The 13,174-nt window shown below is 34.0% G+C and carries 15 protein-coding genes; 13 read left to right on the forward strand and 2 right to left on the reverse strand.

The annotated features are described in order from the left end of the window. The 6 genes from ABJI11_RS03305 to ABJI11_RS03330 all read left to right on the forward strand — a co-directional run. Positions 1 to 630 (forward strand): anti-sigma factor (locus ABJI11_RS03305; RefSeq protein WP_348349394.1); only part of this gene is annotated, 630 nt, incomplete at its 5' end. A 74-nt stretch (positions 631 to 704) separates the two neighbouring features. After that, the gene (locus tag ABJI11_RS03310) at positions 705 to 908 is read left to right on the forward strand and encodes a hypothetical protein (RefSeq protein ID WP_036156035.1); all 204 of its coding nucleotides are present in this window, start codon (positions 705 to 707) and stop codon (positions 906 to 908) included. Between the two features lie 43 nt (positions 909 to 951). Continuing rightward, a complete protein-coding gene (locus tag ABJI11_RS03315) occupies positions 952 to 1,509 on the forward strand; it encodes a sigma-70 family RNA polymerase sigma factor (protein WP_276494361.1) in 558 nt (185 codons plus the stop codon). A gap of 108 nt (positions 1,510 to 1,617) precedes the next feature. Further along, positions 1,618 to 2,493 (forward strand): lipoyl synthase, encoded by an 876-nt coding sequence (lipA, locus tag ABJI11_RS03320; protein ID WP_348349396.1) that lies wholly within the window; start codon positions 1,618 to 1,620, stop codon positions 2,491 to 2,493. 101 nt (positions 2,494 to 2,594) lie between these two features. Next, positions 2,595 to 3,605 carry a type I glyceraldehyde-3-phosphate dehydrogenase gene (gap, locus tag ABJI11_RS03325; protein WP_348349398.1) on the forward strand — a complete coding sequence of 337 codons (1,011 nt, stop codon included), beginning with the start codon at positions 2,595 to 2,597 and terminating at the stop codon, positions 3,603 to 3,605. Next, entirely contained in the window at positions 3,602 to 5,821 is a 2,220-nt protein-coding gene (locus ABJI11_RS03330) for an ATP-binding protein (RefSeq protein ID WP_348349400.1), read from the forward strand. Before gap ends, ABJI11_RS03330 begins: the two co-directional genes overlap by 4 nt. Here the strand turns inward: ABJI11_RS03330 and lpxK are convergent. Next, on the reverse strand, positions 5,802 to 6,803 hold the full coding sequence (gene lpxK, locus ABJI11_RS03335) for a tetraacyldisaccharide 4'-kinase (RefSeq protein WP_348349402.1): 1,002 nt from the start codon (positions 6,801 to 6,803) through the stop codon (positions 5,802 to 5,804). The genes ABJI11_RS03330 and lpxK overlap by 20 nt on opposite strands. Positions 6,804 to 6,853: 50 nt before the next feature. Between lpxK and ABJI11_RS03340 the strand changes: the two genes are divergently transcribed. From ABJI11_RS03340 to ABJI11_RS03350, 3 genes are all read left to right on the forward strand, one after another. Beyond that, positions 6,854 to 7,948 carry a Nif3-like dinuclear metal center hexameric protein gene (locus ABJI11_RS03340; RefSeq protein ID WP_348349404.1) on the forward strand — a complete coding sequence of 365 codons (1,095 nt, stop codon included), beginning with the start codon at positions 6,854 to 6,856 and terminating at the stop codon, positions 7,946 to 7,948. Between the two features lies 1 nt (position 7,949). After that, entirely contained in the window at positions 7,950 to 8,729 is a 780-nt protein-coding gene (locus tag ABJI11_RS03345; RefSeq protein WP_276494357.1) for a C4-type zinc ribbon domain-containing protein, read from the forward strand. Positions 8,730 to 8,799: 70 nt separating this feature from the next. Continuing rightward, positions 8,800 to 9,213, forward strand: a complete 414-nt coding sequence (locus ABJI11_RS03350; protein WP_348349406.1) for a DUF4174 domain-containing protein — start codon at positions 8,800 to 8,802, stop codon at positions 9,211 to 9,213. Here ABJI11_RS03350 and ABJI11_RS03355 read toward each other — a convergent pair whose 3' ends face one another. After that, positions 9,214 to 10,557, reverse strand: a complete 1,344-nt coding sequence (locus ABJI11_RS03355) for an NAD(P)/FAD-dependent oxidoreductase (RefSeq protein WP_348349408.1) — start codon at positions 10,555 to 10,557, stop codon at positions 9,214 to 9,216. A gap of 156 nt (positions 10,558 to 10,713) precedes the next feature. Between ABJI11_RS03355 and ABJI11_RS03360 the strand changes: the two genes are divergently transcribed. From ABJI11_RS03360 to ABJI11_RS03375, 4 genes are all read left to right on the forward strand, one after another. Next, positions 10,714 to 11,346, forward strand: coding sequence for a flavin reductase (locus ABJI11_RS03360; RefSeq protein ID WP_348349410.1), 633 nt, complete (start codon positions 10,714 to 10,716; stop codon positions 11,344 to 11,346). Between the two features lie 2 nt (positions 11,347 to 11,348). Beyond that, positions 11,349 to 11,504, forward strand: coding sequence for a DUF2256 domain-containing protein (locus tag ABJI11_RS03365; protein WP_348349412.1), 156 nt, complete (start codon positions 11,349 to 11,351; stop codon positions 11,502 to 11,504). Continuing rightward, positions 11,497 to 12,792 (forward strand): DASH family cryptochrome, encoded by a 1,296-nt coding sequence (locus tag ABJI11_RS03370; protein ID WP_348349414.1) that lies wholly within the window; start codon positions 11,497 to 11,499, stop codon positions 12,790 to 12,792. The genes ABJI11_RS03365 and ABJI11_RS03370 overlap by 8 nt, the downstream gene beginning before the upstream one ends. A 26-nt stretch (positions 12,793 to 12,818) precedes the next feature. After that, on the forward strand, positions 12,819 to 13,174 hold a 356-nt coding region (locus ABJI11_RS03375), incomplete at its 3' end, for a cryptochrome/photolyase family protein (protein ID WP_348349416.1).

A 13,174-nucleotide genomic window follows, 5' to 3' on the forward strand; every position in this document is an offset into this window, starting at 1 on the left:
TATAGCGAATTACAGGATAATCTTGAAATCTTTGCCAAACTTCATGCTATTGAAGCTCCACAAGGTTTAAAAGATAAAATCAACTCTAGAATAAAAGCTGAACGTAAAGGCAGAAAAAGATTCTATAGTTATGCTATCGCTGCAAGTATTACCGCTATCATGTTTATAGGAATCTCTACTTTTTTCTGGAACCAAAACCAGAGTTTGCAAGAAGAGAACAGTGTGGTTAGCAATAAAATAAAATTGCTTGAGGAAAACATGAAGGAGCAGTTAGAAGATGTACGTAACCAGTTCATTGTTCTAAACAACCCACAAACTAAAAAGTATAATGTTAAGGGCAACCAGAAAGCAAAAGATTTAAAAGCTGTTGCTTATATAAACCCGGTTAAGAAATTATCTTATATCAACGTTAGCAAATTACCTCATATTCCTGAAAGCCAATGTTTTCAAATGTGGGCAGAGGTTAACGGCAAAATGATAAACTTGGGTATTATCGAAGAAGCTGGTGATCAAGAAAAGTTGCTGGCATTACCATACGCTGAAAATGCAGTTGGTTATATTACAATTGAACAAAAAGGTGGTAATCACGCCCCTAACGTTGAAAACATAGTTGCGAACATAGCATACTAAGCTTTCACACATAAAGTATTCTTAAAGCCCCATTTTTGGGGCTTTATTTTTTATCTTTGTTTAAAATTTAGCATATGAAACTAGTATTACTGACCATTGGGCTGTTAGCATTGGCTTTTGCAGGTATTGCAATTAAAATATGGTCTAAAAAAGACGGGGAATTTGCAGGAACTTGCGCAAGTCAAAGTCCTTTTCTAAATCAAGACGGACAAGCTTGCGGTATGTGCGGTAAAATGCCAAACGAACAAGATTGCAAGAAAGATTTAATCTCAGAATAAGCTTAGTTCACAATCAAAAGTAAACGCTTACCAAAAATAATATTTGAACAAAATAGACACTTTAGAAGAAACAATCATTAAAGCGAAGCAAGGCAAACAAATAGCCTTTAGTCGTTTGTTAGATATGTTTTGGAACGATGTTTACGGATTTCAATTAAAGCGTACAGAAAATGAAAATGATTCTGAAGATATCACCATTCAGACATTTTCAAAGGCATTCGATAAGATAAATACCTATAACGATTCTTACGTATTTAAAACTTGGTTAATAGCTATTTCTAAAAATATTCATATTGATTTAGTTAGAAAGCGAAAAAAGAACTTGCTAGATTCTAGAAGTAATTCTGACGCTATAACCAGTGCTTTGGATGCTACTCCTTCTATGGAAGATCAATTAATTCAAGAGCAGAATTTAGCAGATTTACTTAGAGATATAAAAAAACTAAAGCCACATTACCAGGCGGTCATCAACCTTAGGTATTTTAATGAGCTAAGCTATGCCGATATTGCCACTCATTTGAACGAGCCTATAAACAGTGTCAAGGTAAAACTTCTAAGGGCAAAAAAATTACTTTCAGAAATTATTAAAGAACGAAAGTAAACAACAACCAATAGAAATTTTCTCATAATTTAGAACTCATTTGTGTAGCATGTAATTCTGCTTTATCCACACTTTATTAGTTCGTATATTTGTAATAAAATTTAAAGCATGTCTACAGTTTTAAAAGAAAATGTTGCTCCACCAAAAGGTAAACCGAAATGGCTAAGGGTAAAACTACCTACAGGTAAGAAATACACCCAGCTTAGAGGTTTGGTAGATAAGTATGACCTGCATACTATTTGCACCAGCGGAAGTTGCCCAAATATGGGAGAATGCTGGGGAGAAGGTACAGCAACCTTTATGATTTTGGGTAATGTTTGTACTAGATCATGTGGTTTCTGCGGAGTTAAAACCGGAAGACCTGAAAATGTTGACTGGGCAGAACCTGAAAAAGTAGCTAGATCCATAAAAATTATGGGTATTAAACATGCTGTCATCACTTCTGTAGATAGAGATGACCTTAAGGATATGGGATCTATTATTTGGGCAGAAACCGTAAAGGCTATCCGTAGAATGAACCCTACTACGACTTTAGAAACTTTAATTCCAGATTTTCAGGGTATAGAAAAGCATTTAGACAGAATAGTTGCTGTATCCCCAGAAGTTGTTTCTCACAACATGGAAACTGTTAAAAGACTTACCAGAGAGGTACGTATACAAGCAAAGTATGAACGCAGTCTTGAAGCCTTGAACTACTTGAAAAAACAAGGTATCAACAGAACCAAATCTGGTATTATGCTAGGTCTTGGCGAACATGAAGATGAGGTAATTACTACATTAGCAGATTTGCGTAATGCAGATGTTGATGTTGTTACTATAGGACAGTACTTACAGCCTTCTAAAGAGCACCTACCCGTTAAAGAATTTATTACTCCTGAGCAGTTTAAGAAATATGAAGACATAGGTCTTGAAATGGGCTTTAGACATGTTGAAAGTGGTGCTTTAGTTAGATCTTCTTACAAAGCACACAAGCATATTTTATAAATTCTCAAGAACATACTTCTTAGCAACTACGCTAAGATTATTTGATAGTCCTAAATTATTGGGAATTATCTGTATTAACTGAACACATTCATCGGTAACCAATGCAAAAACTAAACATAGGCATTAATGGTTTTGGGAGGATAGGCAGAACCCTATTTCGCTTAATGCAAGCACATGAAAATTTAAATGTGGTTGCTATTAATGATTTGGCAGACACCCGTACTCTTTCACATCTTTTAAAATATGACAGTATTCACGGTACTTCACCGCTCAATATCTCTCATGACGAAAAACACATTATTGTTAATGAAAGGGCTATTGCTTTATATAACGAAACTCATCCGTCTAAAATAAATTGGTCTTCTTCCGCAGTTGACTTGGTTGTAGAATGCACCGGCAAATTTAAGGATAGAGAAACATTATCTTTTCATATTAAAAATGGCGCCAAGAAAGTTATTTTGTCCGTACCCCCTACTGAAGATGATATAAAAATGATTGTTTTCGGCATTAATGAAAATACGTTGACAAAATCTGACGACATCATATCAAATGCATCTTGTACTACGAACAACGCTGCACCAATGATCAAAATAGTCAATGATTTATGTGGTATTGAGCAGGCGTATATTACGACCATACACTCGTATACTACAGATCAAAGTTTGCACGACCAACCACATAGAGATTTAAGAAGGGCTCGCGCGGCATCACAATCTATAGTACCTACTACAACTGGGGCAGCAAAAGCATTGACTAAAATATTCCCGGAATTAGCAGATACCATTGGTGGTTGCGGCATTAGGGTTCCTGTGCCAAATGGCTCATTAACAGACATTACCCTAAATGTAAAGAGAGCTACAAGTATTGAAGAAATAAACTCTACTTTTGAAAAAGCGTCTAAAAACCAGTTTAAAAATATAGTTCATTATACCAACGACCCAATAGTTTCTATTGATATAAACAATAGTTGCTATTCTTGTACGTTTGATTCTTTGATGACCTCCGTAATAGGAAAAATGGTTAAGATTATTGGCTGGTACGATAACGAAACCGGCTATAGCAGTAGAATCATTGATTTGATTAATTTTATTAGTACTAAAAATTATATTTGAAGATATTATTTTTAAATAAAGCACTTAAATTTTTACTAGTCCCCATTCTAATTTTGGCGGCTACTACTGCCCTATACTCACAAAACCCGGTTCCAAAGAAAGACATACAACCTTACTTTGATCAAGCAAGAAAATTCAGAAATCAAGATAAAATTGACCTTGCTTTAGAAACGTTGAATACAGCTGCAAACGAAGCCGAAAAAAGCGAAGATGTCAAGGGTCTTATTGATAGCCTTCACGAACTAGCATTACTTTATTTAAAAATAGACAAAGAAGGTGACACTGAGTTTTATTGGGATCGCGCAAGCGTTTTGCTAAAAGATATTGAATATCCTTACGGTGACGGTATGCATAAATATGTAGAAGCTATTCTGTTACATAGAAGTAATAGAAACTTTCAAGCTTTGTTTATGCTTAATGAAGCTAAACAACTAAATAACGACCGTAATTTTTACAATAATTTATTATTGACCGAAGCAAGAGTATATCTCAGTTTAGAGAAGTATGATAGCGCTACTAAGAATTTAAATTCACTAATTGTAAATACTGATCTTTACGAAAAAGAATACCTTACAACGCAAGCCTACTTAACACTTGCCGAACTAAATTTAAAAATCGATAATTTATCCGAAGCTGCTAAAAATGGAGAAAACGCTTTGACCCTTGCTGTTGATAATGGATTTTTAGAGGACATTAAAAACGCTAACACCTTATTATCTTCTGTTTATGAGAAACTTGGTCTCTATCAGAAATCGCTCGTGAACACTCAGAATCTAGTACAATTAAAAGATTCAATATTCAATATTGATAAAAATATAATTGAAGCTAAAACAGCTGACAAGATTAGAGATGATTATAAGACGGAAGAGATTGCACGCCAAGAAAAGAAAATTGAAGAACTAACAGAATCTCAAAACAGGTCTGAGCTTACGGCAATTTTAACTTCTGCATTTTTAATCATTATTTCATTACTAGCAGTAACGCTTTATAGAAATAACCAGATAAAATTAAAAACCAACGATCTTTTACAGACCAAAAACAAAGAGCTACAAATTGCTCGTGATGGTGCCGTACAAGCAATGGAAGCAAAAACGAACTTTCTATCTACGGTAAGCCACGAACTTAGAACCCCACTTTATGCGGTTACCGGACTTACTCACTTATTACTAGAGGAAAACCCTGAAGAACACCAAAAAGAACATTTAAAGGCATTAAAATTCTCAGGTGACTATCTTCTTAATTTTATAAATGACATTCTACACATCAACAAAATTGATGCAAATAAACTAGAACCCCTTAATATGGAGTTCAGCCTGAACAAAGTGATTAATGAAGTTATTAATTCTCTTGGACAAAGTGCCAAGTCAAACAAGACAAACTTAATTTTAGAATACGATTCAGATATACCAAATAGCTTATTGAGTGACCCGTTAAAGCTTTCTCAAATTTTTATGAATTTGATTGGTAACTCTATCAAATTCACCAAAGGTGGTGAGGTAAAGGTCATTGTAAAATTATTGAACAAAGTCGAAGATGACATTACCATCTATTTTGAAGTTAAGGATAATGGTATAGGTATCTCAAAAGAGAAGCAAAAAAGTATTTTTGAAGGCTTTGAACAAGGATCTATTCAGATTAACAGAGAATATGGTGGTACCGGTTTAGGTCTAACTATTGTTAAAAGCTTATTGAGCTTATTTGAAAGTAAAATTGAACTTGAGAGTGAATTAGGCGAAGGCAGCTCTTTCTTCTTTGAAGTTAAAATGAAGAGTCTTGAAAGTGAATCTGAAGATGTATCATTTGAGATTACGCCAAAAGACTATGACTTTAAAGGACTTCACTTATTAATTGTTGAAGACAATAAAATTAACCAAGTCATCACCAAAAAAATGCTTTCTAAGCGAGATATGACCAGTGATATTGCCAATAACGGTCATGAGGCAGTAACAGCCGCTCAAGAGAATGTTTATGACGCCATACTTATGGATATTCATATGCCAGGTATTAGTGGTGAAGAAGCCACAATTCAAATTAGAAAATTCAATCAAGACACACCAATAATTGCATTAACAGCTATCTCATTAGACGATAGTTTAGAAAGTTTCTATGCAGCAGGTTGTGATGATGTGGTTACCAAACCATTTAAGCCAGATGTTTTTTACCAAAAAATAGGTGAGAATATTTTTGACAAAAGAGCTAAGAAATCGTTGTCATAAATTTTAACAAATCCTTCTTCAAAAGTTCGGCTGTATTATCAAAAAATACATGCTTTACTTCTATATAACTTAGGTTCGTCACCTTAGATTCTAAGCGCACAAAATCTTTTTCTGTAGTAAGAATACACTCCTTTTCCTTTAACTGTTCAATCTCTTGATCAGTAAAGAAATGGTGGTCATTGTATTTTAAATGCTCAAACGTAATTCCTTCTGAGCTTAAAAAATTTACTAACGGTGCGGGATTTGCTATCCCTGTTACTAAAGTTACTTTTTTTTCTTTCAGCCCATTTAAAGGCATCATATTACCTTTAAGCTCTTTATTATATGATAAGTAACTAAACAATACTTTTTGATTAGTCCCAGGTTTTATACTCGCCCTAATTTTATCTTTTTCCGATGACGATAAGTTAGCCGGGCATTTAGTTACTACGATTAAATCTGCCCTACCCGCCTCTCTTTTAGAATCTCTTAAATTGCCCGTTGGCAAATACCAATCCTTAGTATATAAATTTTCATAAGCGGTCAATAAAATAGAAAATCCAGCTTTTACCTTTCTATGCTGGAATGCATCATCGAGCAAAATCACATCCGGACTTACCATTTTCTCAAGTTGACGTATTCCATTTCTTCTATCCGCATCAACGGCAACAGTAACATCAGGGAATTTACTTTTTAATTGAAATGGTTCATCACCCAATTCTTCAACACCGGTTTGTTCTGTTGAAAGTAGAAAACCTTCTGACTTGCGTTTATAGCCCCTACTTAAAATGGCTACACTATAATTTTGAGAAAGCTCTCGTACCAAAAGCTCGATCATTGGGGTCTTACCTGTACCACCAACACTTAGGTTACCTACACAAATAGTTTTTACTGCAAAAGACTCAGAAGAAAATATACCTACATCATACAAGCGATTTCTAAAAAAGACAATCAATCCGTAGATTAAAGAAATAGGAAAAAGAAGTTTTCGTAACACCTGCATCAGAACGAAATTATAATAATTTATCTTTGAATATCTTATTTTCTTATAAAATGACTGTAAAAGACATCACCCTAATCTTAGAAGAATTTGCCCCGTTAACATATGCCGAAGATTTTGACAACGTAGGTTTACTAGTTGGCAACACTTCTAATGAAGTAAGCGGCGTACTAGTTACACTAGACACTTTAGAAAATGTGGTAGAAGAAGCTATTGCTAAAAAGTGTAACATGATTGTGAGTTTTCACCCTATCATTTTTGGGGGCTTAAAGAAAATAACGGGTAAAAATTATGTAGAGCGTGTAGTTATAAAAGCAATCAAAAATGATATTGCTATCTATTCTAACCACACGGCACTTGATAATGCGAAAGAAGGCGTAAACGCAAAAATTTGCGAAGTACTAGGACTTTCTAATACCAAAATACTTCTGCCTCAAAAAAATACAATTAAAAAATTGACCACCTATATTCCTAAAGATAATTTAGAGGAAGTAAAAGGGGCGCTATTCAAAGCTGGTGCGGGTAACATAGGAAACTATTCTGACTGTAGTTTCACTGTGGAAGGCAATGGATCTTACAAAGCCAATGAGGATGCCAACCCCACAAAGGGAAGCATAGGTACCACACATATGGAAAGTGAAATTATGTTTACATGTGTTTTTGGCAAGAACGAAGAATCTGCCGTAATTAAAGCATTGCTTATTTCTCACCCTTACGAAGAAGTAGCTTATGACATACAAACTATAGAAAATACCAACAAACATATTGGTATGGGCATGATAGGTGAATTGAACAAAGAAGTTAGCGAAACCGAATTTCTTGAACATTTAAAGCTTAAAATGAACGCCAAATTGGTACGTCATTCTAATTTTTTAAATAAACCAATTAAAAAAGTAGCAGTACTAGGAGGAAGTGGTTCTTTTGCTATTGGTGCTGCAAAAGCGGCCGGAGCAGACGTATTTGTTACTGCAGACCTTAAATATCACCAATTTTACGAGGCTGAAAACCAAATAGTTTTGGCAGATATAGGACACTTTGAAACTGAGCAGTTTACAAAAAACCTTTTAGTTGATTATCTTACGAAAAAAATTCCTAATTTTGCAATCCATTTATCGGAAAGTATAACAAATCCCATCAATTATTTTTAATATGGCAAAAAAAGAAGATTCGTCTGTAGAAGCAAAGTTAAGAGCATTATATGATTTGCAATTAATTGATTCTAGGGTTGATGAAATTAGGAATGTTCGTGGTGAACTTCCTTTAGAAGTAGAAGACTTGGAAGATGAAGTCCTTGGCCTAAAAACGAGAATGGATAAACTTAAATCTGATTTAGAGAATATCAATTTCGAAATCGGTGCTAAGAAGAACCTTATTGAAGAAGCAAAGACTTTAATTAAAAAATACGGCGAGCAACAAAAAAATGTTCGTAACAGTAGAGAATTTAATTCTATCAGTAAAGAATTGGAGTTTCAAGAATTGGAAATTCAATTGGCTGAAAAGAACATAAAAGAATTCAAAGCTCAGATCGATCAGAAGAAATCTGTAATTTCTGATACTAAAGAGCGTTTATCTGAACGTGAAGCTCACCTTAAGCACAAGAAAAGCGAATTGAATGCAATTCTTGCCGAAACTGAGAAAGAAGAAAAAGCGTTACTAGAAGAGTCTATCAAATTTCAAGACAAAATTGAAGAACGTTTGGTTAAGGCTTATGCTCGTATTCGTAACAATGTTAAGAACGGTTTAGCTGTTGTGCCAATTGAAAGAGGTGCTTCTGGTGGTTCTTTCTTTACTATTCCACCTCAGGTTCAAGTTGAGATTGCTTCAAGAAAGAAAATTATTACTGATGAGCATAGTGGTCGTATTTTAGTTGACCCAACACTTGCTGAAGAAGAAAGTGAAAAAATGCAAAAAATGTTCGCTAAACTATAATAGCTAACATGCAACATATTTTAAAAAAGCCATCTTTTAAAGATGGCTTTTTTTGTTTACATTCATAACTATGAATTTATTAAAAATCAGTTTAATTTTCATTTTGATGCAGAGCATAAATGTAGAGGCGCAAAATTTATCTGACTTTAAATGGAAAAATAGAATAGTTGTTCTTTATGAAAATGAAAATAATTTTACCGAAGTAAAATCTGCTTTAGAAATTATTGAAAACAATACTACTGAAATAAGCGAAAGAGCTATTCGTGTTTTCATATATAAAAACACTGTATTATACACCACAGATGGCAAAGCTACGGATATTGAAAAACCGGGTACATTACCAAAATCTTACAATGGTTATGTATTAATTGGAAAAGATGGTGGCATAAAATCCAAAAGCCCCTACCCTTTTAAAATAAAACAGCTATTTGACTTAATAGACAGCATGCCCATGCGCAGAAGTGAAATGAAATCCAATAAGTAATTAGCCTAGAAGTTTTAGCATTAGCTCCTCTACTTCTTTACTATCCCATTTTTCTGTAATACCAGATGTTTTCATAACTTCTTGCATAATCTCTTCTTGAGCATCGCCTTCTGCCAATGCTTCTGCATAAGGTCTATTTGAAAACGTTACCCTACTATAGGCTGGCACCCATTTTTCTGGATATTTTGCCGCAAAGTGCTTTTCAATTTTCTTTTGTAGTAAGAAATTCGCATCTGCAGTTTTACTGCTCATTTCTACAAAATTGCGATAGCTTAACTCTGCAATAGCATCAGCATTAGGTTTACGGCTTTCTTGATAGATTTCAAAAATACGCTGCCAGTCGTCACCTAACTCTTGTATAATTTGATCTAAGACATAAATATCTTCAAACCCAGCGTTCATACCTTGCCCATAGAAAGGCACTACAGCATGCGCAGAATCGCCGACAAGGGCAACCTTATCCCAATAGGTCCACGGATAGCACTTCATAGTTACCATAGCACTGGTAGGGTTCTTAAAGAAGTCTTCGGTTAAATTTTCAATTTCATCTTTTACATTAGGGAAATATGTATTGAAAAAATGTACCGCTTCCTTTTTAGTCTTTAAACTATCAAAAGAGACATCACCTTCAAATGGCATAAATAATGTACAGGTAAAACTGCCATCTAAATTTGGCATTGCTATAAACATAAACTTACCACGTGGCCAAATATGAAATGAATGTTTATCCAATTTATGTGACCCATCTGCATTTGCAGGTATGGTCAATTCTTTATACCCTACATCAATAAAATCTTGTGAATAGTCAAATCTACTACGTCTTTGCATTTTGTGACGTACTCTTGAAAAAGCACCGTCACACCCAAACACCAAATCAAACGGGTATTCTACCCATTCTCCTTTTTCACTTTCTCCTGTGTAAACTTTTGCTTCTGGCAAATCAATATCCCAGACCTTTTCTTCAAAACGAAATTTTACTCCGTTCTTTTCAGCAAGATCAATCATTCGTCTATTAAGCACCCCACGAGATATGGACCAAATAGCCTCACCGTCCTTACCATATTTTTGAAAATACTGCTCTTTTCCAATAACATGCATTGCCCTTTTATCTAAGGGGATGGCAATTTCTTTAATTTCTTCTTCTATGCCAACCGCCTTCAAGGCATTCCAACCTCTATTGCTCATGGCAAGATTTATAGATCGACCAGAAAATTCTACATTTCTAATATCTGGTCTCCGATCAAATACGGTAATTTGATGTCCGTACCTTTTTAGATATATGGCAAGTAAGGATCCTACCAAGCCTGAGCCAATAATGGCAATATTCTTTTTTTCTTGGGTCATGTTCATGGCTTTAAGCCAACATTAATTCAATGTTAAAAATAGGGAATTATAGCCTAATTTCAGGTAATACTTACATAAACTAAGCAAATCATTTTATTGATAAAGTTATATTTTTGTTTAAATTTTATATACTTTTATTAAACAAAATAAAATATCTTGAAACATTTCACAAAAGAAAAATTACTAAGCCTGCCTAGCAGATATAAAGCGCATTTAATTAACAGCTGTACAGGTTACAAATCTGCTAATCTTATCGGTTCAAAATCGAACTCAGGCAATAGCAATTTGGCAATATTTAATTCTGTAGTGCATATTGGTAGTTCACCTCCAATGTTAGGGTTTATTTTAAGACCACTTACCGTAAAAAGAGACACTTATGCTAACTTTAAAGAGACTGGTTTTTTTACTGTTAACCAGGTAAATGCATCTATGATAAAAGAGGCACACCATACTGCCGCTAGTTATAATGAAGATATTTCTGAGTTCTCAAAAACTAATTTGACCGAGACTTATCTTAATGATTTTCAAGCTCCGTATGTGCAAGAAAGTGCTATTAAAATAGGTTGTAGCTATGTTAATGAATACGAGATCAAAGAGAATGGTTGTCTGCTGGTTATTGGTGCTATTGAGCATTTGTATTTACCAAAACATAGTATTCAAGAAGATGGTTGGCTTTCTCTAGATAAAGCAGACACTGTTGCTATAAACGGTTTAGATGCTTATGCATTACCACAACTTTTGGCACGTTTTGCCTACGCAGAAATTGATACACCTACCAAACCTATCTAAAAATGGCACATAAAAAAGTACATCTTGCTTCTAAAATCTGCGTTACCTGCAAGAAACCTTTTTCATGGCGTAAAAAATGGGAACGCAATTGGGATGAAGTAAGATACTGTGGTGAAAAATGTAGACGTAATAAATTGAAAAAAGAAATTCATGAATAATCTAATCTGGTTTAGAAACGATTTACGGGTACAAGATAACTCGTCATTGAAAGAAGCAATGAAAGGGTCTAAAGTTATAGGCTTCTACTGTTTTGAATCTAAGTTTTTTGAAATTGATGAATTCGGATTTAAAAGAACGGAAAAGTATAGAGCAAAGTTTCTAATTGAGACTATTGAACAACTACAACAGGAACTCAAAAAACTAAATATACCTCTATTTATATATCATGGTAATTCATCAGAATATTTACCACAGTTAATAAAAGACCATAATATCAATTCTGTTTTTTTACAAAAAGAATGGACTAGAGATGAACAGGTTATATTAAACAATGTAAAAAACAACTTAGATCCAAGCGTTAACTTTCGTGAAGCATATGATCAATTTTTATTTCATCCTGATGATATTCCCTATGATGATTTTAATGCTATTCCTAATGTTTTTACAAACTTCAGAAAAAAGTGCGAAGCAAACTCCAAGGTAAGACCTATAATAAAGCTGTCTACTAGAATGCCCAGTGAAAATTTAATAGCTACCAAAACTAATATTCCCACTTTAAACGATTTGGGTCTGGAGAATTATACTAACCACTCAAATACCGCATTCCCCTTTAAAGGTGGAGAATTGGAGGCACTTAAACGAGTTGATAACTATTTCTGGGAAACGAAAAAGTTAAGTTTTTACAAGAAAACTAGAAATGGATCAATTGGTACTGACTATAGTTCAAAACTATCTGCCTGGCTAGCTAATGGTAGTATATCTCCAAGAACTATTTACTGGGAAATAAAGAATTTTGAGAAAGAAATAATAAAAAATCAAGACACCTATTGGCTGATTTTTGAATTAATCTGGAGAGATTATTTTAAATATATATCACTCAAGCATAACGACGCCATTTTTAAGTCAGAAGGAATATTAAATATTACTTACGATTGGGGAGCCAATAAAAAAGATAAATACAACTGGATCAATGGTTTAACTAAAGAATCTTTTGTAAATGCCAATATGAAAGAACTATTGAAAACCGGATGGATGAGTAATAGAGGTAGACAAAACGTAGCTAGTTTTTGGTCCAAAGAATTAGAACAAGACTGGCGAATTGGTGCCGCTTATTTTGAAAGTATGTTGATCGATTATGATGTGCATAGCAACTGGGGAAACTGGATGTATAATAGCGGAGTAGGAAATGACCCTAGGAACAGAAAATTCAATATAAAAAGCCAAGCAGAACGGTATGACGCTGCCGGTAAATATCAACGGTTGTGGTTACAAAAAACATTGTTCTAACCATAACTTAAAAAAGACACAAAATAATGAAAATAGTACGCTTAATACTAGGTGACCAATTAAATCAGAATCACTCTTGGTTCAATGAAGTAAATGATGACATCACTTATGTCATGGCAGAAATGAGACAAGAAACAGATTATGTAAAACATCATATTCAAAAAGTGGTCGCTTTCTTTTTAGCCATGAGAAGCTTTAAAGAAGACCTTTCTAAGAAAGGGCATCAGTTTATCTATTACCAACTAAATGACAAAAACAACCCTCAAGACTTAGCACAGATAATCTCAAATACAATAAAAGAAACCAACGCAGACAAATTTGAGTATCAGTTACCAGATGAATATAGACTTGACCAACAGTTAGAAAAAATTTGTAGTTCACT

The organism is Maribacter sp. (assembly GCF_039968975.1).
In the GTDB taxonomy this organism is placed as follows: Bacteria; Bacteroidota; Bacteroidia; order Flavobacteriales; family Flavobacteriaceae; genus Maribacter.

Bases quoted from the DNA above. Each gene is read 5' to 3' on its own strand.
- ABJI11_RS03345 (WP_276494357.1), top strand. From the start codon at position 7,950: ATGGCAAAAAAAGAAGATTCGTCTGTAGAAGCAAAGTTAAGAGCATTA.
- ABJI11_RS03340 (WP_348349404.1), top strand. From the start codon at position 6,854: ATGACTGTAAAAGACATCACCCTAATCTTAGAAGAATTTGCCCCGTTA.
- ABJI11_RS03365 (WP_348349412.1), top strand. From the start codon at position 11,349: ATGGCACATAAAAAAGTACATCTTGCTTCTAAAATCTGCGTTACCTGC.
- ABJI11_RS03310 (WP_036156035.1), top strand. From the start codon at position 705: ATGAAACTAGTATTACTGACCATTGGGCTGTTAGCATTGGCTTTTGCA.
- gap (WP_348349398.1), top strand. From the start codon at position 2,595: ATGCAAAAACTAAACATAGGCATTAATGGTTTTGGGAGGATAGGCAGA.
- ABJI11_RS03350 (WP_348349406.1), top strand. From the start codon at position 8,800: ATGAATTTATTAAAAATCAGTTTAATTTTCATTTTGATGCAGAGCATA.
- lpxK (WP_348349402.1), bottom strand. From the start codon at position 6,803: ATGCAGGTGTTACGAAAACTTCTTTTTCCTATTTCTTTAATCTACGGA.
- lipA (WP_348349396.1), top strand. From the start codon at position 1,618: ATGTCTACAGTTTTAAAAGAAAATGTTGCTCCACCAAAAGGTAAACCG.
- ABJI11_RS03370 (WP_348349414.1), top strand. From the start codon at position 11,497: ATGAATAATCTAATCTGGTTTAGAAACGATTTACGGGTACAAGATAAC.
- ABJI11_RS03355 (WP_348349408.1), bottom strand. From the start codon at position 10,557: ATGACCCAAGAAAAAAAGAATATTGCCATTATTGGCTCAGGCTTGGTA.